At 72.7% G+C, this 25,800-nt stretch carries 22 protein-coding genes and 1 pseudogene; 15 read left to right on the forward strand and 8 right to left on the reverse strand.

What is annotated here, in order from left to right:
* Window position 1 precedes the first annotated feature (1 nt).
* The 4 genes from AB0H83_RS03950 (at window position 2) to AB0H83_RS03965 (ending at window position 7,246) form a co-directional block, all read left to right on the forward strand.
* Complete coding sequence (locus AB0H83_RS03950; RefSeq protein ID WP_360086341.1) at window positions 2-706, forward strand: NRDE family protein; 705 nt, start codon at window positions 2-4, stop codon at window positions 704-706.
* 2,056 nt (window positions 707-2,762) lie between these two features.
* The gene (locus AB0H83_RS03955; RefSeq protein WP_360086344.1) at window positions 2,763-4,811 is read left to right on the forward strand and encodes a glycosyltransferase family 39 protein; all 2,049 of its coding nucleotides are present in this window, start codon (window positions 2,763-2,765) and stop codon (window positions 4,809-4,811) included.
* A gap of 108 nt (window positions 4,812-4,919) precedes the next feature.
* Window positions 4,920-6,140 (forward strand): bifunctional glycosyltransferase family 2/GtrA family protein, encoded by a 1,221-nt coding sequence (locus AB0H83_RS03960; RefSeq protein ID WP_360086347.1) that lies wholly within the window; start codon window positions 4,920-4,922, stop codon window positions 6,138-6,140.
* Window positions 6,141-6,154: 14 nt separating this feature from the next.
* Window positions 6,155-7,246 (forward strand): hypothetical protein, encoded by a 1,092-nt coding sequence (locus AB0H83_RS03965; RefSeq protein WP_360086350.1) that lies wholly within the window; start codon window positions 6,155-6,157, stop codon window positions 7,244-7,246.
* 115 nt (window positions 7,247-7,361) lie between these two features.
* Here AB0H83_RS03965 and AB0H83_RS03970 read toward each other — a convergent pair whose 3' ends face one another.
* From AB0H83_RS03970 to AB0H83_RS03980, 3 genes are all read right to left on the reverse strand, one after another.
* Window positions 7,362-8,090, reverse strand: coding sequence for an enoyl-CoA hydratase/isomerase family protein (locus AB0H83_RS03970; RefSeq protein WP_360086353.1), 729 nt, complete (start codon window positions 8,088-8,090; stop codon window positions 7,362-7,364).
* Window positions 8,087-9,556, reverse strand: coding sequence for a glutamate-cysteine ligase family protein (locus AB0H83_RS03975; protein ID WP_360086356.1), 1,470 nt, complete (start codon window positions 9,554-9,556; stop codon window positions 8,087-8,089). The genes AB0H83_RS03970 and AB0H83_RS03975 overlap by 4 nt, the downstream gene beginning before the upstream one ends.
* Before the next feature lie 474 nt (window positions 9,557-10,030).
* Entirely contained in the window at window positions 10,031-11,440 is a 1,410-nt protein-coding gene (locus AB0H83_RS03980; RefSeq protein WP_360086359.1) for a ricin-type beta-trefoil lectin domain protein, read from the reverse strand.
* Between the two features lie 526 nt (window positions 11,441-11,966).
* Here AB0H83_RS03980 and AB0H83_RS03985 point away from each other — a divergent pair.
* The 4 genes from AB0H83_RS03985 (at window position 11,967) to AB0H83_RS04000 (ending at window position 15,572) form a co-directional block, all read left to right on the forward strand.
* Window positions 11,967-12,218, forward strand: a complete 252-nt coding sequence (locus tag AB0H83_RS03985) for a hypothetical protein (protein ID WP_360086362.1) — start codon at window positions 11,967-11,969, stop codon at window positions 12,216-12,218.
* A gap of 63 nt (window positions 12,219-12,281) precedes the next feature.
* Window positions 12,282-13,493 carry a DUF4407 domain-containing protein gene (locus AB0H83_RS03990; protein WP_360086365.1) on the forward strand — a complete coding sequence of 404 codons (1,212 nt, stop codon included), beginning with the start codon at window positions 12,282-12,284 and terminating at the stop codon, window positions 13,491-13,493.
* 43 nt (window positions 13,494-13,536) lie between these two features.
* Window positions 13,537-15,126, forward strand: a complete 1,590-nt coding sequence (locus tag AB0H83_RS03995) for a family 10 glycosylhydrolase (RefSeq protein ID WP_360086368.1) — start codon at window positions 13,537-13,539, stop codon at window positions 15,124-15,126.
* Between the two features lie 35 nt (window positions 15,127-15,161).
* Window positions 15,162-15,572, forward strand: a complete 411-nt coding sequence (locus tag AB0H83_RS04000) for a hypothetical protein (protein WP_360086371.1) — start codon at window positions 15,162-15,164, stop codon at window positions 15,570-15,572.
* A gap of 65 nt (window positions 15,573-15,637) precedes the next feature.
* Here the strand turns inward: AB0H83_RS04000 and AB0H83_RS04005 are convergent, their stop codons facing one another.
* Both AB0H83_RS04005 and AB0H83_RS04010 read right to left on the reverse strand, forming a co-directional pair.
* Window positions 15,638-15,832 (reverse strand): CsbD family protein, encoded by a 195-nt coding sequence (locus AB0H83_RS04005; RefSeq protein WP_360086374.1) that lies wholly within the window; start codon window positions 15,830-15,832, stop codon window positions 15,638-15,640.
* Window positions 15,833-15,994: 162 nt separating this feature from the next.
* On the reverse strand, window positions 15,995-16,873 hold the full coding sequence (locus AB0H83_RS04010) for an RNA polymerase subunit sigma-70 (RefSeq protein WP_360086377.1): 879 nt from the start codon (window positions 16,871-16,873) through the stop codon (window positions 15,995-15,997).
* A gap of 17 nt (window positions 16,874-16,890) precedes the next feature.
* Between AB0H83_RS04010 and AB0H83_RS04015 the strand changes: the two genes are divergently transcribed.
* On the forward strand, window positions 16,891-17,613 hold the full coding sequence (locus AB0H83_RS04015) for an RNA pseudouridine synthase (protein ID WP_360086380.1): 723 nt from the start codon (window positions 16,891-16,893) through the stop codon (window positions 17,611-17,613).
* Here AB0H83_RS04015 and AB0H83_RS04020 read toward each other — a convergent pair.
* The gene (locus tag AB0H83_RS04020; RefSeq protein ID WP_360086383.1) at window positions 17,597-17,968 is read right to left on the reverse strand and encodes a YciI family protein; all 372 of its coding nucleotides are present in this window, start codon (window positions 17,966-17,968) and stop codon (window positions 17,597-17,599) included. The genes AB0H83_RS04015 and AB0H83_RS04020 overlap by 17 nt on opposite strands.
* Window positions 17,969-18,125: 157 nt before the next feature.
* Here AB0H83_RS04020 and AB0H83_RS04025 point away from each other — a divergent pair, with 157 nt between their 5' ends.
* Window positions 18,126-18,770, forward strand: coding sequence for a CPBP family glutamic-type intramembrane protease (locus AB0H83_RS04025; protein ID WP_360086386.1), 645 nt, complete (start codon window positions 18,126-18,128; stop codon window positions 18,768-18,770).
* Window positions 18,771-18,802: 32 nt separating this feature from the next.
* On the opposite strand, the pseudogene AB0H83_RS04030 reads toward AB0H83_RS04025, so the two are convergent.
* A pseudogene (locus tag AB0H83_RS04030) lies at window positions 18,803-18,928 on the reverse strand (sigma factor); the annotation flags it as partial.
* 204 nt (window positions 18,929-19,132) lie between these two features.
* Between AB0H83_RS04030 and AB0H83_RS04035 the strand changes: the two are divergent.
* From AB0H83_RS04035 to AB0H83_RS04050, 4 genes are all read left to right on the forward strand, one after another.
* Entirely contained in the window at window positions 19,133-19,495 is a 363-nt protein-coding gene (locus tag AB0H83_RS04035) for a response regulator (RefSeq protein WP_360086389.1), read from the forward strand.
* Complete coding sequence (locus AB0H83_RS04040; protein WP_360086392.1) at window positions 19,492-21,513, forward strand: ATP-binding protein; 2,022 nt, start codon at window positions 19,492-19,494, stop codon at window positions 21,511-21,513. Before AB0H83_RS04035 ends, AB0H83_RS04040 begins: the two co-directional genes overlap by 4 nt.
* A 65-nt stretch (window positions 21,514-21,578) precedes the next feature.
* A complete protein-coding gene (locus AB0H83_RS04045; RefSeq protein WP_360086395.1) occupies window positions 21,579-22,589 on the forward strand; it encodes a hypothetical protein in 1,011 nt (336 codons plus the stop codon).
* A gap of 96 nt (window positions 22,590-22,685) precedes the next feature.
* Window positions 22,686-23,183, forward strand: a complete 498-nt coding sequence (locus tag AB0H83_RS04050) for a response regulator transcription factor (protein WP_360086398.1) — start codon at window positions 22,686-22,688, stop codon at window positions 23,181-23,183.
* On the opposite strand, the gene AB0H83_RS04055 is transcribed toward AB0H83_RS04050, so the two are convergent.
* A complete protein-coding gene (locus tag AB0H83_RS04055; RefSeq protein WP_360086401.1) occupies window positions 23,149-23,808 on the reverse strand; it encodes a response regulator transcription factor in 660 nt (219 codons plus the stop codon). The two genes, AB0H83_RS04050 and AB0H83_RS04055, sit on opposite strands and share 35 nt — an antisense overlap.
* Window positions 23,809-23,849: 41 nt before the next feature.
* Between AB0H83_RS04055 and AB0H83_RS04060 the strand changes: the two genes are divergently transcribed.
* A complete protein-coding gene (locus AB0H83_RS04060) occupies window positions 23,850-25,775 on the forward strand; it encodes a CHASE3 domain-containing protein (RefSeq protein ID WP_360086404.1) in 1,926 nt (641 codons plus the stop codon).
* Window positions 25,776-25,800 lie beyond the last annotated feature (25 nt).

Consider the following 25,800-nt stretch of genomic DNA (forward strand, 5'->3'; position numbering starts at 1 on the left):
CATGTGCACCGTGCTCCTCCGTTTCGACCCCGCCGCCACCTGGCCCCTGCTGCTGGCCGCGGTCCGCGACGAGTACCTGGCCCGCCCCTGGGAGCCGCCCGCCGAGCACTGGCCGGGCCGCTGGGGAGGCCGGGACAGCACCGGCGGCGGCACCTGGCTCGCCGTCGACCCCGCCGGCACCACCGTGACCGCCCTGCTCAACGGCTTCCCCCCGCTGCCGCCCCTGGGCGACCGCCCGACCCGGGGCACCCTGCCCCTGACCTCCCTGCCGTCGGACTTTTCCGGTTTCGACGCTTTTCATCTGGTACGCGCAACGCCCGCCGACGTCACCGTCGTCTCCTGGGACGGCACCGACGTGACCCACCAGACCCTCCCGCCCGGCGACCACGTCATCGTCAACCAGGGCGTCGACGTCAACGCCTTCGCCCCGCTGCAGGCTGCCGCCACGCCCGACCCCCGGCCGGGCCTGCCGACCGCCGACGCCTGGGGCGACTGGGTCCCCATGCTCGCCGGCGGCACCTTCACCGGCGCCGCCCCGCGCACGCTGCTGGTCCACCACTCGGTCGACGGCCTCGAGTACGGCTCGGGCTCCGCCAGCCTGGTCGCCCTGCGCCCGGGCGCCGCCCGGTACGACTTCGCCACCACCCCCGGCCCCACCGCCACCTGGCAGGAGATCCCCCTAGCTGTGTTGCCGCCCCACCACTGACGCGGCTGTGTTGCCGCCCCACCGCTGACGCGGCGGGTCCCGGCGGGGGTTCCCACCCGCACCCCCATGCTCGCTGCGCTCGCACCGCCTGCGCTTCGCGCGGCGGCTTTCGCGCATGCGCGCAGCAACCGCCGGTCGACCTCCCCGGACACGCCCATCGACCAGCCACCGTCCACGACCCGCCCCCTGGCCGAGACGCAGCCACCTCCCGCCACCAGACACCGGACGCCAGCACCAGACACGGGCACGGCACGGGCACCGGCACGGCACCGGCACCGGCACCGGCACCAGGCTGAGGCCGGCAACGGGCAACCGGCGCCGACCCCCGGCGGCGAACCGCACGCGAGCGCCGACACCCCGGCCGCGGGCTGCGCGAGAGCCGACGGCCGGACAGGGGGCCGCGGGCAAGCGCCGACAGCTCAGCGGCGGGCGTCAGGGTCGACAGCGGCGGCGAGCAACGAGCAGCGACCGGGGACAGGCGACACGCAAGGGAGCACGGCGCCTTCGCACGGCGTTCTGCCGGGACGTTGTATGAATCAAGGATCTGTCCGCGGTGGGAGGTGGTCGGGGCGCGGCCTTGCCGACGCGGGCACTGTGGTGTCGTGCTCGCCGGGTCCGATCGGGCTGAGGCCGCCCTCCCCTGCGGCGGGTGCGAGGTCCTGTGCATGCCGGGCGCCGGGTGGCGTTGGAGGAAGTGGTGGATGCCGGCGCGGCGGCTGGTTCCTGGACGTCACCGCTGTGGGCGGCTGCGGCGGCCGTGGCCGTGGGCATCGGCGGTCGGGCAGCAGGTACCGGTGGCGGGCCGCTGGGCGAGGGATGTGCAGCCGGGCCGGCAGGCGCTGCCCCCGACGTGGGGCGGCCGGTCACGGTTGCCGGGCGGGCTGTCAGGGGCGCGGTTGCCGGGCGGGCCGTCGCGGTTCCGGGGCGCTCGGTTGCCGAGCGGTCGATTGCCGGATGGGCAGTGGCCGTCGTCACACCGGAAGTCGCCGGCGTCGGACCGGAAGGTGCCGGTGCCGGGTAGGCAGTTGCCGTCTCCGGACCGGAAGTCGGCGCCGTCGGGTGATCGGGTGCCGTCTTCGGACCGGAAGCCGGCGCCGTCGGGTGATCGGGTGCCGTCGCCGGACTGGGAGCTGACGCCGTTGGATGGGTAGTTGCCGGTGCCGGGGCGGCAGGCACCGCCGCCCGACCGGAGGTCGCCGGCGTCGGAGCGGAAGCCGCCGTCGCCGGGCTGGCGATTGGCCTCGCTGGGCCGGAACTCGCCGGGTCGGAACTTGCCGGACTGGTACACACCAGGCCTGTCGGCACGCCGGTTGCGGCGCGCACGCCAACTGCAGGGCGCACGCCAACTGCAGGGCGCACGCCAACTGCGACGGGCACAGCAGTTGCAGGGGGCGCGCCAGCTGCAGGGTGTTCGGTAGGAGTGGGCGGCAGCTCGTGCAGGGTTGCCAGCAGGCGGGCGGTGCGCAGGCGGGCCAGCTTCGTGGCGTGGCGGGCGGCCAGCCCGTGCCTGCGGGCCTCTGCGAACTCGGCCCTCGTCCTCGCCAGCCACTCCCGGCGGCGGGTGTGAGCGGCCGCGGCGGTGGCCAGGCGGGCGGCCGACGCGCGGGCGTCGTCGTCCGCTACAGAGCCACCCGTCACCGCGCTGGCGGAACTCACCGCGCTGGCGGGATCCGCCGCACTCGCGCAACTCGCCGCACCAGCAGCAACCGCCGGACCAGCGGAAACCGTCCCGCCAGCGGAAGTCGGCGTGCCGGCAGGAACCGGCACGGTGGCCCTGCGGTCGGCCCGCGTGGTGGGTCGGCCGGCGTCTGGTGCGTCCAGCGAAAAATACGGTCGTGGCACGTGCCGCCTCCCCCCGGTAGGCGCCACCCCCATTTTCGTGGACGCACCAGACCCCGTCCAGCGCCGCTACCCGCAGCGACCAACCCCGTACGCAAAGCGTCACGGCCGCGCGAGGCGGTGGTGCTGCTGCGCGCGTGACAGCAGGCTCGGACTCACAGGTGGGGCACAGGCAGGACGCAAGGTGCTGGCAGGGGCGGGCCGCAGCCTCGGCAGCATGACGACGACGCTGAGCCGCATCGATGCCATCGCCCCGCCGCCCGCGGACCTGCCGGTGGAGCCGCCGCCCCGGGATCCGTGCTGGGTGCGGCCGGCGTTGGGGGTGCTGCTGGTGGGGACGCTGGTGGCGTACCTGTGGGACCTCAGCGCGTCCGGGTGGGGCAACGCCTTCTACGCGGCGGCGGCGCAGGCGGGCTCCGAGAGCTGGAAGGCGTGGTTCTTCGGCTCGTCCGACGCGGCGAACTTCATCACCGTGGACAAGACGCCGGGGGCGTTGTGGGTGACCGGGCTGGCGGTGCGGGTCTTCGGGCCCAGTTCGTGGAGCATCCTCGCCCCGCAGGCGCTGATCGGGGTGGCGACCGTCTGGCTGCTGTACCTGACAGTCCGCCGCTGGCACGGGCCGGCGGCCGGGCTGCTCGCCGGGGCGGTGCTCGCGACGACCCCGGTCGCGGCGCTGATGTTCCGGTTCAACAATCCTGACGCGCTGCTCGTGCTGCTGCTCGTCGCCGGGGTGTACGGCATGGTGCGCGCCCTGGAGCGGGGCAGCACGTGGTGGCTGGTGTTCGCCGGCGGCAGCGTCGGCCTGGGCTTCCTGACGAAGATGCTGCAGGCGCTGCTGGTGGTGCCGGCGTTCGCGCTGGCGTACCTGCTGTTCGCGCCGACCGGGTGGGGGCGCCGGCTGGTGCAGCTGCTGATCGCCGGGGCGGCGCTGGTCGCCTCGGCCGGCTGGTGGGTCGCGGTCGTCGAGCTGACCCCGGCGTCGTGGCGGCCGTACGTCGGCGGCTCGCAGACCAACTCGATCCTGGAACTCACGCTCGGCTACAACGGCCTCGGGCGCATCACGGGCAACGAGACCGGCAGCGTCGGCGGCGGTGGGGGCGCCGGTGGCCGCTGGGGCGAGACCGGCTGGTCGCGGCTCTTCGACGGGCAGACCGGCGGGCAGGCGTCGTGGCTGCTGCCCGCAGCGCTGATCTTCCTGGTCGCCGGGCTGGTCTGGTCGACGCGCAGGGCCGCCTACGTCCTGTGGGGCGGCTGGCTGGTGGTGACCGCCGTCGTCTTCAGCTCGATGCAGGGCATCTTCCACGACTACTACACGGTGGCCCTGGCCCCCGCGATCGGTGCGCTGGTCGCGATGGGCGCGGCGACGCTGTGGCGCCGGCGCGGGAACCTGCTCGCGCTGCTCACGCTCGCCGCGACGGTCGCGGTCAGCGCGATCTGGTCGTACGTGCTGCTGGCCCGCGCCGCGGACTTCCACCCGTGGCTGCGTGTCGCGGTGCTGCTCGCCGGTGCGGCGGGCGCGGCGGGGCTGCTGGTCAGCCAGCAGCTCGGGCGGCGGGTCGGGCCGGCGGCGGCCGTGGCGGCGCTGTTCGCGCTGCTGGGCGGGCCGGTGGCGTACTCGCTGCAGACCGTCGCGACGCCGCACAGCGGCTCGATCGTCACGGCCGGGCCGGCGGTCGCGGGAAGCGGCTTCGGCGGCGGCCGGGGAGGCATGGGCGGCGGCCGGGGCGGTGTTGACGGCACCGGCGGCGGACCGGGCGGCACGGGCGGCTTCCGCAACGGCGGCGCGGCGCCCGGCGGCGCAGGCACCGCTCCAGGCACCGCAGGCAGCGCGGGCACTCCCGGCGGCGCGGGCACTGGCGGCGACGCGGGCACTGGCGGCGGCGGGCAGCGTGGGGCCGGCGGTATGGGCGGCCTGCTCAACGCCACCACCCCGAGCGCGGAGCTCGTCGCGCTGCTGAGCCAGGACGCGGCGCGGTACACCTGGGTCGGCGCGGCCGTCGGGTCCCACAGCGCTTCCGGGTACCAGCTGGCGACGCAGCTGCCGGTGATGGCGATCGGCGGCTTCAACGGCAGCGACCCCGCGCCGAGCCTGGAGCGGTTCCAGCAGTACGTCGCGGCCGGCGAGATCCACTACTTCATCGGCGGCGCCGGGGTCGGCGGGCGCAGCAACGGCGGCAGCAGCGTCAGCGCGGAGATCACCGCGTGGGTCGCGGCCAACTACACCGCGCAGACCGTCGGCGGCGTCACGGTGTACGACCTGTCGTAGCCACCCGCCTTCCGCAAGGGGCCGTCCCGTCTCGGGGCGGCCCCTTTTCACAGCCTGGGCACAGGATCGCCACACGGGGCCGGAAGCTGCGGCGCCGACCTTGGTGACATGACCGCGACGACGCTCCCACGTACCGCAGCCAACGCCACCATCGACGCCGCCACGGCCGTCCTCGACGTGGTGGTCCCCGTCTACAACGAGGAACGTGACCTCGGGCCGTGCGTGCGCCGGCTGCACGCGCACCTCGCCGCGACGTTTCCCTACCCGTTCCGGATCACCGTCGCGGACAACGCGAGCACCGACGGGACCCTCGCGGTCGCCACCGGCCTGGCGGGGGAACTGCCCGGGGTCGAGGTGCTGCACCTGACGGAGAAGGGGCGCGGGCGGGCGCTGCGGGCGGCGTGGGACGGCTCGGACGCGCCGGTGCTCGCGTACATGGACGTAGACCTCAGCACCGACCTCAACGCGCTGCTGCCCCTCGTGGCGCCGCTGCTGTCCAGCCACTCCGACGTGTCGATCGGCACCCGCCTCGCCCGCAGCTCCCGGGTGGTGCGCGGGGCGAAGCGGCAGTTCATCTCCCGGTCGTACAACCTGTTGCTGCGCGGGACGTTGCAGGTGGGCTTCTCCGACGCGCAGTGCGGCTTCAAGGCGATCCGCAAGGACGTGGCCGCCCAGTTGCTGCCGCTGGTGGAGGACACCGGCTGGTTCTTCGACACCGAGTTGCTGGTGCTGGCGCAGCGGGCCGGGCTGCGCATCCATGAGGTGCCCGTCGACTGGATCGACGACCCCGACAGCCGGGTCGACATCGTCTCCACCGCCGTCGCCGACCTGCGCGGCATCGCGCGCCTCGCCCGTGGCCTGCTCAACGGCAGCCTGCCGGTGCAGTCACTGCGTTCGAAGTTCGGTCGCGAGCCACTCGTCGCGGCGGGTGTACCGGCGGCGATGCCGTCACAGCTGCTGCGCTTCGCCGCGGTCGGGGTGCTGTCGACGGTGGCGTACCTGCTGATCTTCGCACTGCTGCGGCCGGCCGCCGGGGCGCAGGCGGCGAACTTCACCGCGCTGCTGGTGACCGCGGTCGGCAACACCGCGCTCAACCGGCGGTTGACGTTCGCCGTGCGGGGCGCCGCCCACGCCGGCCGGCACCAGGCGCAGGGCCTGCTGCTGTTCGCGTTCGGCCTGGCGCCGACGTCCGGCTCCCTGGCGCTGCTGGGTGCGGTCGCGCCCGCACACCCGCATCTGCTGGAGCTGGCGGTGCTGGTGGCCGCCAACCTGGCCGCGACCGTGCTGCGCTTCGTGCTCATGCGGGTCTGGGTGTTCCGCAAACCCTGATATCGTCAAATGCGGTGAAATCGGGCTTTCTTCATGAACTGCGCGACGGGGTCACTCCTCGCGCCGGTGCACTGGTCCTCGCGGTCCTCGCCGTGCAACTGGCGTTCATCGCCAGCTATATCGGCGCCTTCCACGAGCCGACCCCGCACCGGATCCCGATCGCCGTCACCGCGCCGCCGCAGCAGGTCGGCGAGCTTGTCCGGCAGCTCAACGCGCTGCCGGGGGCGCCACTGGACGCCGTGGCCGTGCCCGACGAGACCTCGGCCCGGCGGATGATCGACCGCCGCGAGGTGTACGGCGCCTTCGTCGTCTCCACAGCGGACCCGGCGGACCCGGCGGGCCCTGGCGACCCCGCTGGCTCGGCCGACCGCTTGATCATCGCCAGCGGGGCCGGCGCGAGCGTCGGCCAGGTCCTCGAGCAGATCATCACGCCGTTCGAGGACGCCCAGGGCCGCGCGTTCACCGTCGAGGACGTCAAGCCCGCACTGGTCGGCGACGCCCGCGGCCTGTCCGGCTTCTACCTCGCGCTCGGCTGGGTCGTCGGCGGGTACCTCGTCGCGATCGCCCTGAGCACCAGCAAGGGCTCCCGCCCCGCCAACCCGCACCGCGCCGTGATCCGCCTGCTGTCGCTGCTCGCGTACGCCCTGCTGTCCGGCCTCGGCGGGGCCCTGGTCACCGGCGCCGTCTACGGCGCGATCGACGGCCACCTCGCGCAGCTGACCTGGTTCGGCGCGCTGCTGGTCTTCGCCTCGGGCACCTTCACGATGGCGCTGCAGGCCGCGTTCGGCTTCATCGGCACGGGCCTGGCCGTGCTGCTGTTCGTCGTCCTGGGCAACCCGAGCGCCGGCGGCGCCTACCCGGCCCCGCTGCTCCCCCCGTTCTGGCGCGCCGTCGGCCCCTGGCTGCCGCCCGGCCTGGGCACCGAGGCGATCCGCGGCATTGTGTACTTCGCCGGCGTCGGCGTGGGCCGCTCGGCGCTGATCCTGTGCGGGTACAGCGTCCTCGGCGTGCTCGGGACGCTGCTGGCGGTGGCCGCCGGCCAGCCCCGCAAGGTCGCCCTGCCGCCCGCGGCGACGGCGCCGCACACGACGGCGCCCGCAGCGTAAGCCGGTCGGCCGCTCGGCCAGCGCGGCGCCGCACGCGACGGCGCCCGCAGCATGAGCCTGTCAGCCGCTCGGCCAGCGCGGCGCCGCACGCGACGGCGCCCGCAGCATGAGCCTGTCAGCCGCTCGGCCAGCGTGGCTGGCGGCGGTCGCGGAACGCGGCGATGCCTTCGGCCACCTCCGCCGGGTCGTGCCGGACCGGGCCGTCCCACCCGTCGATGATCGCCTTCGCCGAGCGGACACTGTACTGGGACCGGGCCGCGATGGTGGCGGCGGTGTCGCGTACCAGCGCCGCCAGCTCGGCACCGGGGGCGACGGTGTCGACGAGGCCGATCCGCTCGGCGGTCCGGGCGTCGATCAGGTCGCCGGTGAAGAGCAGCAGTTTCGCCCGGGCCGGGCCGACGAGTGCGGCGAGGCGGCGGGTGGTCGAGCGCGGGTAGACGATGCCGAGCTTGGCCGGAGTGATGCCGAAGCGGCTGTCCTCGGCGGCGAAGCGCAGGTCACAGGCGACCGCGAGCTGGCAGCCGCCGCCGACGCAGAAGCCGTCGATCCGGGCGATGGTCGGTTTCGGGAACGCGGCCAGGGCGATCTCGGCGTGCACGGCGACGCTGTCCTCGCCGGCGGCGGCGATCGTGGCGGCGTCGCCGAGGTCGGCGCCGGCGCTGAAGGTGCCGCCCGCGCCGGCGACGACGAGGACCTTGACGGCGTCGTCGGCGGCGAGGGACTCGAGGTGCTTCGGCACGGCGGTCCACATGGCCGCGGTCAGCGCGTTGCGTTTGCCGGGGTTGTCGATGAGCAGGGTGGCGACCGCGCCGTCGACGTCGACGCGGATCTCGCCGTCGCTCACCACTCGTGGACGGGCACGTTGGAATGCATCCTCGGAAGGTACTCGGCCAGCAGCCGGCGCATGGTGTCGTCCCGGTCGATCTCGCCGGCGCCGGCGATGTGGTGGGCGGTCTCGACCTGCCAGGAGGCGCCGTTGCAGGCGGTGAGGCAGCGCTGCTCGATGACGCCGAGGAGCCGGTCGCGGTGCGACGGGTCGACGCCCCAGCCGTCGAGGCCCTCGTGGGCCAGGGGCAGCAGGCGGCGCAGGACGAGCTCGGTGACGGGGACGGCGCCGAGGCCGGGCCAGAAGACGGACGCGTCGATGCCGAGCCGGGCGGCGGTGTGGAAGTTCTCCTCGGCGGCGCCGAAGGACATCTGCGTCCAGACCGGCCGGTCCTGCTCGGCGAGGCGGCGCACGAGCCCGAAGTAGAAGGCGGCGTTGGCCATGCTGTCCACGACGGTGGGGCCCGCGGGCAGGACCCGGTTCTCGACCCGTACGTGCGGCTTGCCGTCGACGATGTCGTAGATGGGGCGGTTCCAGCGGTACACGGTGCCGTTGTGCAACCGCAGCTCGGCCAGCTTCGGCACGCCGCCGCCGTCCAGGACGGCGATCGGGTCCTCGTCCTCGACGATCGGCAGCAGCGAGGGGAAGTACCGGACGTTCTCCTCGAAGAGGTCGAAGATCGAGGTGATCCACCGCTCGCCGAACCAGACGCGGGGCCGCACGCCCTGCGACTTGAGCTCCTCGGCGCGGGTGTCGGTGGCCTGTTCGAAGAGCGGGATGCGGGTCTCGCGCCACAGCTCGCGGCCGAAGAGGAACGGCGCGTTGGCGCCGAGGGCGACCTGGACGCCGGCGATGGCCTGGGCGGCGTTCCAGTACGCGGCGAACTGCTGCGGGCCGACCTGCAGGTGGAACTGGACGCTGGTGCAGGCGGCCTCGGGCGCGATGGAGTCGCAGCGCACGTGCAGCCGCTCGACGCCGTCGATGGCGATCAGCAGGTCCTCGCCCCGTGCGGCGAAGATCTGCTCGTTGAGCAGCGCGTACCGTGGATTCGCCGACAGCGCGTCGGGGGTGAGCTGGTCGCGGCGCAGCGTCGGCAGGATGCCGATCATCGCCAGGCGCGTGTCGACGCTCGCCGCGTGCTGCTCCGCCGCGTTGAGGCTGGCGCGGACCTGCTCCTCGAAGCCGGCCAGCCCGTCGCCGGCGAGGCGGCGCGGTGGCACGTTGATCTCGATGTTGAACTGGCCGAGCTCCGTGACGAACGCCGGGTCGGCGAGCGCGTCGAGGACCCGCTGGTTGCGCAGGGCCGGGTCGTGCTGCCCGTCGACGAGGTTGAGCTCGATCTCCAGGCCGCTCATGCCGTCGCCGTCCTCGAAGTGGGCGTCGGCGAGCATCCTGGCGAACGCGTCGAGGCACTGCCGCACCTTGTCGCGGTAGCGCATGCGGTCTTCACGGCTGAACTCGGTCGTTTCGACGTCCTTGCCCATGGATGTCCCACCTCCGCCGGAGCCGTGACTCTGGCATACCACGCGGCGCGGAGTTTTACTCGTGCATCCCACGCCGCCCGCGAGCCCGCGATCGGGCACGCGGCACCACGCCGGGCGTCCAATTAGTCCGACGTTCCCGTAATCCCGGTGCAGTCGCCGCAGAATCTCCTCGTCGGTGTTGTCGCTCGGCACCGGCACCACCATCCCCATCGACCCACCGGTTCCGCGTCTCGCTCCCGCCCGGGTGCCGACCGTCGACAAATCAGCCGGACGGTGTCGACCCACGAGAGCCGGCCGTCCACTGAATTACGGACGCGACTCCCAAGGTGCAGCCGGAGGTTCCGCAGGAGCTGCTCGACGCCGCGGTGCCGTTGAAGGGCTCCGCGATGGGGGTGCTGTCGCAGAAGCTGTACTCGACAGCGGCGAACGCGGCGCTCGACAGCTCGATCAAGACGTTCGCCGACGCCACCGGGATCAGCGGCGCCATTTCTGGCTGGCGCTGCCGTTACAATCCCAGAGAACGAGCTTCGTACCGTTTGCGGTTCCCTGCCCTTTGACATCGACGCACTTGCCGCTTGGCGGATTGATCAGCTCTCCAGACGCGGTCAGTTTGAACTGATTCGCCCCACTGTCGTTGCACCAGACCGTCTGGATCCTCGTCCCGTTGTCGGTATTGTTATGCGCCACATCCAGACAGATGCCCATCGACCGCAACCTTCCGTCGCTTTCGAAGGTCCACTTCTGCCCCGGTAGGCCCTGGCACTCCCAGATCTGCACGTCCTGCCCGTCAACCGCCTTGCTGCCGGGGATGTCGAGGCACTTCTGGCTATTGATGTTGAGCACACCGCCGTTGGTGGGCGCCGCGCTCTGGCCGCCCTTGGGAGGCGTGGTGGTGCGAGTGGGCGCAGCGGTGGTGGCGGTCGTGCTGGCCGTGCTGGTCGTGCTGGCCGACGGGCTAAGGGCGGGCGATGCGGTCTCCTCGGCCGGTTCGGTCTTCGCGGGCGTTGTCGCGGGCTTCGGGCCGCGTTGGCCCGGAGCGTCATACGCCCGGACGTAATCCACGACATACATCGCAGGGAATTGCGTGCCGCCCTCCGGATTGCCCGGCATGTTCCCACCGACGGCGAAGTTCAGCAGGATGTAGAACGGATGGTCAAAGACCCACTTCTTGCCGAAGATGTCGGCCGGAGTCTTGCGGGAGTACGCTACGTTGTCGACCCACCAGGTAATCGAGTCAGCCGCCCAGTCGACCGCGAAGACGTGGAAGTCGTCACTGAAGCTGGCGCCGTTCGGGAGGTGGTAGTTACCGTTGACGCAGCAGTTCTCCTTGCCATTGTATCCAGGGCCGTGCATGCTGCCCACCGCCTCGCCGGGCTTCGAGCCCACGATCTCCACAACGTCGATCTCGCCGCTCTGCGGCCAGTCAACGGTGTCGATGTCGTTGCCCAGCATCCACATCGACGGCCAGTAGCCCTTGCCGGCGCCGGGAAACTTCGCCCGCATCTCGAAGCGGCCGTACTTCTGCTCGAAGAGGCCCTTGGTGAGGATCCTGGCGGAGGTGTACTCACACTTGCCATACCAGCAGTCGTAACCGGACGGGTTCTCCTTCCGCGCCGTGATGACGAGGTTGCCCTTGCCGTCGAGTGACACATTGTTCGGGCTGTTGGTGTAGTACTGCAGTTCCTCGTTGCCCCAGCCACCGCCGCCGATAGCGAACTTCCAGTTCGCGGCGGCCGGCAACGTTCCGGCAGCCCCCTCGAACTCGTCCGACCAGCTGACCTCGTCCTCAATCGCGACGGGGCGGCGGGTGTCGGCCGGATCGACCCCGGAGTCATCCAGTGACACCGCCAACAAGACCCCGGCGGCGAGAACGACAGCCGCCACCACAAGGACAGCCCGACGACCCTGCCACCAACCAGGTTGATCCGGTCGATCCGGTTGATCCGATTGCCTGTGTCGGGGGTTCCGGTGAGTCGTGGTTTCGTTCTGGCGGGTCGGTTCCATCCTCGTCCTCACCTCAAACCTCGGCTCCGCGGCCACGGATCCGGATGTCTTGACTTGTGCGTTGGCCTTCTCGGCACACCAACTCGGCACACCGGCATGCCTTCAGGCCACAATTTGTCTGAAGTATTAAGGTCCGGGCATGAGCCGGTCAAGGCATCGCGAATTTGCCGTGCACAAAGCATTCGAGGCAACACCCACAGCTCCGGCCCCTGATCCGCCACTCGGTCCCGTCCGCCCGCGCCTGTGGTGACGAATCCCACTATGCGGAGGCCCCCTGGGGCTTCGTCCTATGTGGAGCATCGCCACGCGGCGTTGGTGTAGTCACCGGCCGCGTCCAGCACGATCTGCGCCCGCAGCCTGCCCCCGGTGCGGGCCTCTTGCGACCCTGGGCGATCTTCTTCAGCTAGTGCCGTTGCGAGGCGGTCAACCATACCGGGCGGGCGCGCAGGGCCGGCGCCGAACGCATCCCATTCGCGATCGGCAACAGGGACAGTTCGCCCACATCACCGATGAACTCGCCGACGGCACCACCCTGCCCCTATGCCGGCCGCGCTACGGCGGCTACGCCAACCGGTGGGGCTTCGTCATCTACCTGGCCAGCAAAGACGGATACGAAGACTCGTTGCTACCCAACGGATCACCGGTCGGCACCGCCTGATCGGAACTGGAGGGGTTGGCGAAAACGCAATAAACGCGACTAATGCTCGCGTACCGTCAGGTCATGGCCGGCCGTACGTTCCTCCTCAGGGTCGCCAACGTGAACCCCGCCAGCGTGCGCACGCACACCGACCGCGCGCTGTACCGCTCGATCGGGGTCTTCATCCTGCTGTACGGCGTGTACGCGATCGTCGGTGCCGCGGCCTTCATCGACGCGAGCACCAACTACGCCCACCCCTGGTGGCAGTGGCTGGTCGGGCCGCCCGTCGCCGCCGCCGTGATCGCCTACGACCGGGCCGTCGTCGGCAGGGTCGCGGTCAGCTACGACAACCTCGAGTCCGCCGACCCGCGGCTGCTGCTGCGCCGGCGCACGGCCGGCCTCTACGCCGGGCGGCTGCTGCTCGCCCTGCTGTTCGCCGTCGTGATCACCGAACCGCTGATGCTCGCCCGGTACAAGGGCGAGATCGACGCGTACCTCGGCACCGTGCACAACCGGCAGCTCATCCAGCTGGAGCGGACCGGTGCGATCGCCACGTTCACCGAGCAGGTCGCCGCGCTGCGCGCGCAGGACGCCGCCGACGACGCCGCGGTCGCCGAGCTGCACCGGCTCGCCGCGGCGAAACGGGCGGAGGCCGCCGAGGTGTACGACCGCGCCCTGGCCGACTCCCGCGCCGACGGCGTCACCCGGCGGGCCGGCTGCCCGGCGGGCGGCTTCTGCGACACCCTCGTGCGGCAGTCCCGGGCGCTCAGCGCGGAGGCCACCCGGCTCGACGACGAGGCCGCCGCGCTGCAGCAGACCCAGCGCAGCGCCCGGCTGGACCGGGCGGAACAGGTGGCGACGCTCAACGAGCAGATCGCCGGGCAACGCAGCGACAACCGGCGCTCGGTCGAGGCCGGCGCCGGGTTCGGCGCCCGCACGACCGCCATGTGGCACCTGGTCAAGAGCGACTTCTGGGGCTTCGGCTTCTTCTACCTCGGCGTCGCCGCGCTGCTGGTCTGCCTGGACTGCGCCGCGGTGTGGCTGAAGCTGGTCTCGCACGGCAACGCGTACGAGCGCACCGAGGCGCGCGCCGCCCGCGGCCGGGAGCTGAGCGCGACGAAACGCCATGAGCAGGAGCTGCGCGTCGCCGGGGCGGCGCGGGAGATCGCCGGCGACGGCCTGGACACCGTCGTGGCGGAGCGGCGCCTCGTGGACGCCGCGGTCGAGCAGGCCACCGCCCGGCTCCTGGCGGAACTGGAGGACCAGTCCCTCCCCTCTTCGTCCAGAAGTTCCTGAATCACTTGCAATGGGGGCTTCGGGGCCGGGCAGACTGGTCGACGTGCGTCACAGCCTGCCCCGCCGTCCCCCGGTGTTACCGATCGTGATCGGCATCGTCCTCGCGGTGGTCGCCGGCGTCGGCGCCGTCCGGGCCGTCTGGGTCAACTCGGCCGCCTCGACCGCGACCCCGTCGGGGCGCGACAACAACCGGGCCGACCGGTCCCAGACCCGCACCGACCTGCGCTGCGACGGCAAGCCGCTGCGCGCGCCGCGGGAGCTGCGCGGCATCTGGATCACCACGGTCGAGAACATCGACTGGCCGAGCCGCCCCGGCCTGCCCGACGAGCAGATCAAGTCGGAGTACCTCGGCTGGCTCGACCTTGCCACGAAGCGCAACCTCAACGCGGTCTTCGTGCACGTGCGCCCCAGTGGTGACGCGCTGTGGCCGTCCGCGTACGCGCCCTGGTCGGAGTGGATCACCGGGGTCCGCGGCAAGGCCCCCGGCTTCGACCTGATGCGCTGGATGATCGACGAGACCCACACCCGCGGGCTGGAGTTCCACGCCTGGTTCAACCCGTACCGGGGCAGCCAGCCCGCGCCGAGCGGGGCCGGGCCCGATCTCGACGCGCTCGCCCCGGACCACCCGCTGCGCCAGCACCCCGAGTGGGCGGTCGTCTACCCGGCGGCCGGGACCACCGGCAGCCGCCTGCACTTCAACCCGGGCATCCCGGCCGCGCGGGAGTTCGTCGAGGACTCGATGCTCGAGGCGGTCAAGCACTACGACATCGACGGCGTGCACTTCGACGACTTTTTCTACCAGTACCCGGTGGGCAAGCAGGAGTACCCGGACGGCGCGGCGTACGCCCAGTACGGCGGCGGCAAGAGCCGCGCGGACTGGCGCCGCGACAACGTCAACAAGCTCGTCCAGGAGATGCACGACAAGATCCGCAAGCTCAAGCCGTGGGTGAAGTTCGGCATCAGCCCGTTCGGCATCTGGCGCAACGACCGGACCGACCCGGCCGGCTCACCGACCCGCGGCCTGCAGTCCTACGACGAGATCTACGCCGACACCCGGCTGTGGGTGCAGCGGGAGTGGCTCGACTACATCGTGCCGCAGCTGTACTGGCACATCGGCTTCGACGTCGCCGACTACGCCAAGCTGCTGCCCTGGTGGGTGGACGTGGTCAAGGACACCGACGTGCAGCTGTGGATCGGGCAGGCCGACTACCGCGTCGGGCAGTCCGGCGCCTGGTCCGACGCCGGCGAACTGGACCGCCAGCTCGCCCTGAACCGCAAGTATCCGCAGGTCAGCGGTAGCGTCCACTTCAGCGCCAAGAGCATGCGCAGCGACGCGCTGGGCTCGGTCACCCGGTACGCGGCCAACTTCTACAACACGCCGGCGCTGCCGCCGATCATGGCGCAGCTGCCCTCCGACATCCCGCCGGCGCCGAAGGTGACCGTGTCCGGCACGAAGCTCACGTGGCAGGGCAAGGGCACCAGCTCGGCCGTGTACCAGGTGCGCGGCGACAACGCCGACCTGCTGGCGGTGCGCCGCGGCGGCAACGGCGAGATCACCGTGCCCGACGCCGCCGGCACCTACTGCGTGACGGCGCTGGACCGCTCGTGGAACGAGAGCACTCCGGGGAGGTGAGCACGGCTCATCCCGGGCCGCGGAAGGTTCGGGCGATGACCAGCTTCATCTCCGACCAGGATTTCACGACTCCCGCGCACGCCCGGGTGACCGCCGACGTCGAGGAGCGCACCGAACGCCGGGAGTCCTCCCCGGCCCCGTTCCTCGCCGTGGTGTTCCTGGCCGCGGTGTGGCTGGTGGTGTCCGCGGTGCCGATCGGGTACATCGGCGCCGCCCGGTACGACGTGTTCTGGGGTGACACGGTCGTCGGCATCGCCGTCGCGATCGTCACCATGGTCCGGCTGCTGCGCCCCACCCCGGCCCTCGCGTGGGTGACCGCCGGGCTCGCCGGCTGGCTGCTGGTCGCGCCGCTGGTCCTGCAGTACGGCTGGAGCGCGCCGACCGCCAACGACCTCGCCGTCGGCCTGGTCATGCTGATCTGCACGGGCCTGTCGGTGGCGTCCTGAACCCGGACCCGGACAGACTTCGGGGCCACCCCGTGGTGCTGGGGCGGCCCCGATGGGTGTCAGGTTCAGCTGGCGAGCGCGTCGCGCACGTCCGCGCCGGCGTCCTTGACGTGGTCACCGGCCTGCTTCGCCTTGGCGGCGGCACGCTCGGCGGCACCTTCGGCCTGCAGCCGCTCGTTGTCGGTGGCGTCGCCGTACTTCTCCTTGGCGGCGCCCTTGAGCTCTTCAGCCTTGTGCTCGACCTTGTCCGTGAAGCTCATCGCTGATCCTTCCGTTTCTGGTCCTGTCGTGCACTGTCTGGGTGCCCGCGACCGCCGGCGGGCAAACACGGCGGTCACTGCGACGGACACCACGGTGCCCGCCCCGCCGGCCGCGGACGGCTGGGGCGAAGACGCGGGCGCCCGCGGCGCCGGGCGGCATCCTCAGGCCGGCGCGCGCTCGAAGACCGCGACCACGGCGGGGTCGTGGAAGGCGACCATGTCGGTGATCAGCCCGCCGGCGATCCACAGCACCGACACCGCGAACGGCTGCCACTCCGACGAACCCTCCAAGCGGACGTGCGCCACGACCGCCGGCCTGCGGTTGGCGCCCGTGCAGCGGACCCTGATCGCACCCAGGCCGGGGCGGCCCTCCCGCAGGGACGCTTCGATGGCGTCCTTCCCCTGGTACCAGCTGCGCCACGGCGGCATGGCGGCCCGCGCGTCCTGCGCCAGCAGGCTGACCATGGCGGGGATGTCGGCCCGCTGGAACGCGTCGGCGTAGCGGCGGGCGACCTCGTGCTCGGCGGCGGTGGCGGGCCCGACGGCGGGACCCGCGGCGGGCACTCGCGCCTTGGCCCGTTGCAGGGCGCTGTTGACCGCCGGGACGGTCATCTCCAGTAGCGTCGCGGTCTCCGCCGCGGACCAGTCGAGCACGTCCCGCAGAATCAGCACGGCCCGCTGCCGGGGCGGCAGGTGCTGCAGCGCGGCGAGGAACGCGAGCTCGACGCCCTCCCGCGCGACCGCGGCCGCCTCAGGCCCGGCGGCGTCCAGGACCGCGTCGGGGATCGGCTCCAGCCAGTGCTCCGGCTCGCCGGGCCCCAGGTCGACGGGCAGCGCCCGGCGGGGGCGGGCCTTCAGCGCGTCGAGGCAGGCGTTGGTGGCGATCCGGTACAGCCACGTGCGCACCGAGGACCGCCCGTCGAACCCGTCGCGGGCCCGCCACGCCTTGAGGTAGGTCTCCTGCACCAGATCCTCGGCCTCGTGCACCGAGCCGAGCATCCGGTAACAGTGGACCTCCAGCTCGCGGCGGTACTCCTCCACCACCGTATGTTAGGGCGATGTGGGCGGACTACCGGAAGCGTGCGCTGTTCGAGAGCGACACGGTGCTGGCGCTGGACAAGCCCGTCGGGGTGTCCGTCATGGGCGAGCGGCACGAGTCCGACCTGGTCCGGATGGCCGCTGAGGCGGGCGAGACCCTGTACCCGGTGCACCGCATCGACAAGGTCACCTCCGGCGTGATCCTGTTCGCCAAGGACCTCGCCGCGCACGGCGGGCTGACCCGGCAGTTCAACAAGCGGACCGTGGAGAAGGCGTACCTGGCGGTGGTGACCCCCGGCGGGCTGCCCGCCACCGGCCGGGTCGACCTGCCGCTGAGCGTCGGGCGCAAGAACCGGGTCAGGATCGCGGCGCCCCGGGAGAGCATCGTGGCCGGCACCGACGGCGAAGCCGGCACCTGGTCGGTGCCGACCGGGGCCGTGTTCGACCAGGTGCCGACGTACCCGTCGGTGACCGAGCTGCGGGTGCTGTGGCAGGACGAGCGGCACGCCCTGGTGGTCGCCAACCCGCTGACGGGCCGGCGCCACCAGATCCGGGTGCACCTGGCCTGGATCGGTCACCCGATCCTGCACGACCCGCTGTTCGACAAGGCCGCGACGGGACGCACGCACCTGCACGCGTGGCGGCTGTCGTTCGACCTGGACGGCGAGCGGGTCACCGTGCAGGCGCCGCCGGACGAGGCGTTCTTGGCGCCCGTCCCGGACGCGGTCATCCCGCCGGGCTGAAGTCCTCCGGGCCGAAGACGCGGTGGGCCTCGGCCTCGCCCTCCCAGCCGGGCCACAGGTCACGGTGCAGCTTCACGAACCGGGTCGTCCACTCCGTGGCCTCGGCCTTCGTCCGCACCTGGTACAGCGCGTAGCTGATCATCTCCTTGGTCTCGGCGAACGGCCCGTCGACCACGTCCAGCGCGCCGCCGGTGACGGTCACCCGGGCGCTGTCGGCGCTCGGTGCGAGGCCCGCGGTGTCCAGCAGCGCGCCGGCGGCGGTGGCCTCCTCCCCCAGCTGCATGATCGCGGCCATCAGCTCCGGCGGGGGCGGGGTGCCAGGGGTCGTCCCCTTCAGCAGCACGAGGTAGCGCATGTCCATCTCCTGTCAGTGGGTGGCTTCACCGGTACCTCGAACGGCGCGATCCGGATCCGACACGGCCCTCGATGATTTCTTGGTATGGCCAGCCATACCCTCGACACGGTAGTCAGCGGGCTGGGACCGCCGGGCCGTTTTCCATAGCGTCACATCCATGACCGTGACGATGACCCGGAGCGCCGGGACCCGCGCCGCGCGGCCGCCGGTCCAGCGGTTCACCTGGCCCGGGGCGCTCGCCCTGCACCTCCTGCCGGTCGCCGTGGCCTTCGCTGCGGCGGCGCTGCTGCGCGCCCTCGACGTGCCGCCGCGGCCGGCGGCGGCCCTTGCCGTCGTGTTCGTGCTCCTGCCGGCGCAGCTGGGGCTGCTGCTGCACGCCGCGCACCGGGCCACCGGCCGCTGGTCGGTGGCGGCGCTGCCGGCGGTCCTGGGGTTGCCGCGCCGGCTGCCCCCGCGCCGGTACCTGATGCTGCTGCCGAGCCTGGGCGCGATCGGGCTCGGCGTGGCCATGCTGCTCGGCGTGGAGCAGCGCTCCGCCTGGCTGCTCCTGGTCGCCGGAGCGCAGGAGGTGTACTGCCGCGGGTACCTGCTGCCGCGGCTGCCGGTCAGCGGCGCCCCCGCGGTGCTCGTGTCGGCCGGGCTGTCGGCGCTGCCGTTCGCCCTGCCGTTCGCGCTGTCCGGGTCGTTCGCGTTCGTGCTGGTCATGCACGTGGTCGTGGCGGCGGTGACGGTCCGCCTGGACAGCGTCAGGGCCGGCGTCGCCGCGCACTGCGTGCTCGCGCTGGCCCTCCTCGCCGCCTGACGCTGTCCACGGGTCGCTGCTACCGGATGGCTGCGCAGGTACGCCTTCGCCAGCGCCTCCTGCACGAGGTCCTCGGCCCGGTGGTCGTCGCCGGTGAGCAGGATCGCGAAGCGCACCAGGGCCGCGCCGCGGGCGGCGACGAACGCCTCGAAGCCCACGACGTGGACCTCGGGTGGTTGCAGGGTCACCACGCCTCGTCCCCTCTGTCGGACCATGTCACCACACAGAGGCCGCGGGACGGCACGACCGTTGACGGGCCGGCACGGGTTTTTCCGCTCAGGCGCCCCGGCTCGGGTTACCGCACCGAACTCAACCCTGCCTCCCGCCTGTCGATCAGCAGGAAGACAGGCGAGGGGGCCGGCATGGCGCGGATTCTGGTCGTGGACGACGAGCAGGACGTCCTTGAGCTGCTCGTCAAGCGGCTGCGGGCCGACGGGCACGAGGTGCTGGCGGCGGCCAGCGGGGCGGAGGCCCTCGCGGCGGTGGCCCGGCACGGGCTGCCCGAGGCGGCGGTCCTCGACGTGGACCTGCCCGGGATGGACGGCATCGAGCTGCTGGACCGGCTGCGCCTGATCCGGGCCGACCTGCCCGCCATGTTCCTGACCGTGCTGTGGGACGGCACGGTGGTGGCGCGCGTGCGCGCCTCCGGGGCGCTGTACCTGCGAAAACCCTTCACCACGGAGAGCCTGCGCACCGCGCTCGACCTGGTGCTGGTGCCTGGATGACGCGCTCGCTCGCGCGGACCGCGGCGTGGTCCGTGCTCTGCCTCCTGGCCACGTTCGCGGGACGGCTGACCATCATGGACGGCACCAGCCTGAGCCTGGTGTGGCCGGCCGCCGGGGTCACCGTGCTGTGGTTCAGCATGCAGTGCCGGGCGCGGCTGCGCTGGGCCGACCCGGTCATGCTGGCGGTCGTCATCCTGGTCGTGAACACGGCGACCGGCGCCCCGCCGGCGCTGGCGCTGTGGTTCGTGGTAGCCAACCTGACCCAGGTGGCGGTGTTCCTGCGGGTGCACGCCCGGGTCAGCCCGCACCTGTGGGGCGCCGGCGGCGACGCGCCGATGGCCCGCTCGGCCGACCTGTGGCGGCTGCTGCTCGCCACGGCGGCGGGGGCCCTGGCCGGCTGCGCGATCGGGCCGCCGGCGGTGTGGCTGGTCTCCGGGCACGTCGAGTGGCTGGACGCGGCCATCTGGTTCACCCGCAACACGGTGAGCATCCTGCTGATCGTGGCCCTCGGGCTGCGCGTCGGCCACCACTGGCACGAGGGCCGGCGGCCCCGGTGGCCCGCGCCGCTGCGGTTGGCCGAGTACGTGGCGCTGATCGCGTGCTCGCTCAGCGCGTACGCCGTCGGCTTCGCCCTCAACCATGGCCTGCCGCTGGCGTTTCCGCTGCTCGCGGTGACGGTGTGGGCGGCGCTGCGACTGCACACCACGTTCGTGGCCGTGCACGACCTGTGCCTGGGCGCCGTGGCGGTGCTCTTCACGCTGCACGGCGACGGCCCGTTCGCCACGATCGTGTCGCACCAGGCACGGGCGCTGGTCGCGCAGGCGTTCGTCGGCATGGTCGCCATCGTCGGGCTGTCGATCGCGCTGGGCCGTGACGAGCGGGCCGAGCTGCTGCGGCGGCTCACCGAGACCGGCCGGGCCGCCGCGGCGCAGGCCCGGCTGCTCACCGCCATCGTCGACTCGATGAGCGACGGCGTGGCGGTGATCCGGTCCGACGGCGGCTGGGCCATGCGCAACCCCGCGTCGGTCGCGCTGCTCGGCGGCGTCACCAGCGGCACCCGCCACTACGGGCTGTTCCATCCGGACGGCACCGAGCTGGCGCCGGAGGAGACGGCGCACGCCAGGGCCTTCGCCGGCGAGGACGTGCACGACCTGGAGCTGCTGGCGCGCAACAGCGGCGTGCCGGAGGGCCGGATCCTGAGCGTCAGCGCGCGGCGGCTGCACGGCGACGACGGCGTGGTGGTCGTCTTCCACGACGTCACGGCCGAGCGGCGGCAGCGCGACGAGCTGGCGTCCTTCGCCGGTGTGGTCGCGCACGACCTGCTCAACCCGCTGACCACGATCGACGGCTGGGCGGAGAACCTGGAGGACACGCTGCGCGCCATGCCGGACACCGCCGAGCAGCGCGACGCGGCCGACAGCCTCAGCCGGATCGTGCGTGCCTCGGGACGGATGCGGCACCTGATCAACGATCTCCTCGCGTACACCACCACCCGCAACGCGGTCATCGCGCCGGTGGACGTGGCGCTGCGGGACCTGGTCGTGGACGTGGCGACGGCCCGGGCCGACCTGGCGGCGGCGGCCGCCACGCCGGCGCCGGTGTTCGAGCTCGGCCGGCTGCACGACGTGCACGCAGACCCGGTGCTGCTGCGGCAGCTGATCGACAACCTGATCGGCAACGCGGTGAAGTACACCGCGCCCGGGGTCGTCCCGCGCATCGAGATCGGCTCGGTGCGCGCCGGCGCAGGGTTCGTGCGGGTCGAGATCTCCGACAACGGCATCGGCATCCCCGCGGGGCAGCACGAGGCGGTCTTCAACAACTTCCACCGGGCGCACCGCTCCGCCGGGTACGCCGGCACCGGCCTCGGCCTGGCGATCTGCAAGCGGATCGTGGAGCGGCACGGCGGCTCGATCGGGGTGGTGGACAACCCGGGCGGCGGCTCCCGGTTCGTCTTCACGATGCCGGAGGCGGCGGGACGTGTCGTACACCACGGCGTCAAAGCGAACGTTCGTTCTTGACGCGGCGCCTGCGGCGTCACATGCTCGGAGTTAAGCGAACGAGCGTTCCTTTTTAGGAGACTCCGATGACCACCACCGCACCACGGACGCCCTGGCCCCGCGTCGGCGCGATCGCGCTCCTGCTGACCGCGTTGCTCAGCGTCATCATGGTCGCGTTCGCCTGGCCGGCGACCCGCTCGAGCGTGCACGACATCCCGATCGCCGTCGCCGGACCGCCCGCGGTCACCGCGCAGGTCGCCCAGCAGCTGGCCGCGAAGCGCCCGGGCACGTTCGACGTGACCGTGGTGGACGGCACCGCCGCGGCCGAGCGGCTCATCCTGGACCGGGAGGTGTACGGCGCGATCGACGTCTCCACCGGCCGCCCGCAACTGATCATCGCCTCGGCCGCCAGCCCCGCCGTCGCCCAGGCGCTCCAGCAGGTGGCGCAGGCGCTCGGCGGCACCGACGCCGGCGTGCCGGTCCGCGACCTGGTCCCGCTGCCCGCCGACGACCCGCGCGGCGCCGGCCTGGCCGCCGGGGCGCTGCCGCTGGTCCTCGGCGGGATCGCCGCCGCCGGGCTGCTCACCAGCCTCGTCGCCGGCCTCGCCCGCCGCCTCGCCGGGGCGGTCGCCTTCAGCGTCACCGGCGCGCTCGCCCTCACCGCGATCCTGCAGTTCTGGCTCGGCTCCCTGGAGGGGTCGTACTGGCTCAACACCGGCGCCGTCGCCCTGGGCATCGCCGCCACCGCGCTGACCATCCTCGGCTTGGAGTCGCTGCTCGGCGCGGCGGGCCTGGGGCTGGGCGCGGCGACCATGATGCTGCTGGGAAACCCCCTGTCGGGGCTGAGCAGCGCCCCGCAGATGCTGCCCTCGGGCTGGGGCACGTTCGGCCAGTACCTCCCGCCGGGGGCAGCGGGCTCGCTGCTGCGCAGCACCGCGTTCTTCGACGGCCACGCGGCGGCGCCGCACGTCTGGGTGCTGCTCGGCTGGGCGGCCCTCGGCCTGGTCCTCGCGGGCCTGGCGGGGGTGCGCGCCGCGCACCGCCCCGCCGCGGCTGAGCGGGCTGCCGAGCCGGCCTCCACGCCGGTCTCCACCTGACAAAGTCGCGCTCCGGCCGTCCGGACGACCACCACACGACTTCGATCAAGCAAGCAAGACCACCGACGAGCGGTCCCGCGCGGAGCAACCGTCCGGGTGGCCGGCGCCCCGTCGCCGGGCCTGGCCTGGCGGGCGGGCGGGCGGGCGGGCGGGCGGGCGGGCGGGCGGGCGGGTGAAGTCTGCGCTTTCCCGTTAGCCGCAAGGCCGGCGACGGCCGCGCCTGGCAGCGTTCAAGGTATGACGATCCGCTGCGTCATCGTCGACGACTCGGAGCGCTTCCGGGCGGGTGCCAGGCGTCTGCTGACCGCGCAGGGCATCGCCGTCGTCGCTGATGCGGCGAACAGCCAGCAGGCACTGCAGGCAGTGGACGAGCAGGCGCCGGACGTGGTCCTGGTGGACGTCGGCCTCGGCGAGGAGAGCGGCTTCGACCTCGCGGCGCGCATCGACTCCAGTCCGGTGATCATGGTGTCGGCGTTCGGCGCGGAGGAGGTCGCCGACCTGCTCGCGGACAGCAAAGCCATCGGCTTCCTGCCGAAGGAGCATCTGTCCGCCGCCGCGATCAAATGCCTGCTGACGCAGCTTCGAGAAACGTAAGCACGGCGAGGACCCTGCGGTGCGTCTCGTCGGTCTCGGGCAAATCGAGCTTGGTCAGGATCGACCGGACGTGCTTCTCCACCGTGCCCTCGGTGACCCACAACTGCTTGGCCACGCCCGCGTTGGAGCGGCCCTCCGCCATCAGCGCGAGCACCTCCCGCTCCCGGGGGCTGAGCACGTCGAGCGGGTCCTTGCGCCGGTGCGCGGCGACCAGCTCCTGCACGACCGCCGGGTCGACCACCGTCCCGCCGTCCTGCACCCGGTGCAGCGTCTCCAGGAACTCCTCGACGTCGGTGATCCGGGTCTTGAGCAGGTAGCCGATCCGCTCGCCGCTGGCCAGCAGCTCGATCGCGTGCTCCACCTCGACGAACGCCGACAGCACGAGAATCGCCACCGACGGGAACCGCACCCTGATCTCCCGGGCCGCGGCCAGCCCTTCGGTGGTGTGCGTCGGGGGCATGCGGATGTCCACCACCGCCAGGTCCGGCTTGACCTCCTCGACCAGCTCCAGCAGGTGCGTGCCGTCGTCCGCGACTCCGGCCACGGTATAGCCGTGCCGGTCGAGCAGGCTGGCAAGCCCCTCGCGAAGCAGGACGTCGTCGTCGGCGACCACCACAGATGTCATCAAACCCAACATATCCCCGCGGAAGGGGGTAGGACACCCCCATGCACGGGGGGTTGACGCTCCGCCTGGGGGTGATCTGCGCGCTGTTCACACTGCTGATCAGCTCGGCGTTCGCGGCGATCCTGCTGTCGGTGTACCAGCTCCGCGAGTCCGTGATCGCGGTCAGCCGGGCGGAGCAGGCGGTCTCGGCCGCCACCACCCTCGAACGGCTCCTGCTGGACGTGGAGGCGGGCCGGCGCGGCTTCGCACTCACCCGCGATCCCGCGCTGCTGGTGCCGTGGAAGGCGGCGCAGGAGCAGGTGCCCGCCCGGCAGGAGGAGCTGGCGGAGGCCGTCGCCGGCGACCCCGCCCAGTCCGCCCGCATCGCCCAGATCAACGAGGACATCACCGCGTACCTCGACGACTACGCCGACCCGTCCATCGCCATGGAGGAGGGCGCCGTGCCGAAGAACTTCAACGCCGAGTCGATCCTCGCCGGTCAGCGGCAGATCTCCGCGCTGCGGCAGCAGTTCGACGACTTCGCCGACGCCCAGCGCACGATCGTCGAGCAGGGCCGGCAGGAGGCGATGATCGCCGGGCAGCAGGCGCTCGTCGCCGGGATCGCCGGCTTCGCCACGTCGCTGCTCGGCGTCGCCATCCTCACCAGATCGCTCGCGGTGATGGTGGCCCGCCCGCTGCACCGGCTGGTGTCGGCCGCCGACAAGGTGGCCCGCGGCGACCTGAGCATCCGCGTCGCCACCGACGGCCCGGTGGAGATCGGCATCATGCAGCGCACGTTCAACTCGATGGTCAGTGTGCTGGAGCAGAGCCGTGCCACGCTCAGGTCGGTGGCCGCCGAGCAGGCGGCGCTGCGCCGGGTGGCGACCGTCGCGGCAAAGGGCCGGCCGGCCGAGGTCGTGTTCGGCGCCGTCACCGAGGAGGCCGGCAAGCTCTTCGGTGCCGACGCCACCGCCCTGCTGCGCTTCGAGCCCGACGGCGGCGCCACCGTCGTGGCCAGCTGGAGCTGGGACGCCGAGCACCGCATCGCGCTGGGCAAGGTCAGCCTGGATCGCGGGGGCGTCAGCCGGCGGGTCTGGCACTCCGGTAAGCCGGTCCGGATCGAAGGGCCCGAGAGCACGGGCTTCCTCGCCCACAAGTTCGGCGACAGCGCGATCCGCTCCGCGGTCGGCGCGCCGGTCCTGGTCGCCGGCCGGACCTGGGGCGTGCTGAAGGCCCTGTCGACCGGCTCCCGGCCGCTGCTGGAGCACGACGCCACCCGCGCCGCCGAGTTCACCGACCTCGTCGCCAGCGCGATCGCCAACACGCAGGCCCGCGCCGACCTCACCGCCTCCCGCGCGCGGATCGTCGCCGCGACCGACGAGAGCCGCCGCCGGATCGAGCGCGACCTGCACGACGGCACCCAGCAGCGGCTCATCGCGCTGCTGCTGCAGCTGCGGGCCACCGAGACCCAGGTCGAGGACGAGGTGCGGGACCGGCTGCGCGCGATCGGCACCGACCTGGCCGAGGCGATCGACGAGCTGCGCGAGCTGGCCCGCGGCATCCACCCCTCGATCCTTTCCGAAGGAGGGCTGGTACCGGCCATCAAGTCGCTCGGCCGGCGGTCGCCGGTACCGGTGGAGCTGCGCCTCACACTGCCGTCCCGCCTCGACACGAAGATCGAGATCGGCGCCTACTACGTGGTGGCGGAGGCCCTCACCAACGCGATCCGGCACGCCCAGGCGACGCTCATCCACATCCGCGGCTCGATCGTGGACACCGACGACGGCGGCCACGCGCTGGACCTCTCGATCGAGGACGACGGCGTCGGCGGCGCCGACCCGCACACCGGCACCGGCCTGCTCGGCCTCGACGACCGGGTGGCCGCGCTCGGTGGCGCGATGCACATCGCCAGCCGCCCCGGCAACGGCACCACGCTGGAGATCAAGATCCCGGTCGACGGCACACCCGGCGGGGGTGAGGCCAGTTGAGGAGCCGGTGGCGGCCAGCGGGTAT

It is taken from the genome of Dactylosporangium sp. NPDC050688, assembly GCF_040654515.1.
Lineage (GTDB): Bacteria > Actinomycetota > Actinomycetes > Mycobacteriales > Micromonosporaceae > Dactylosporangium.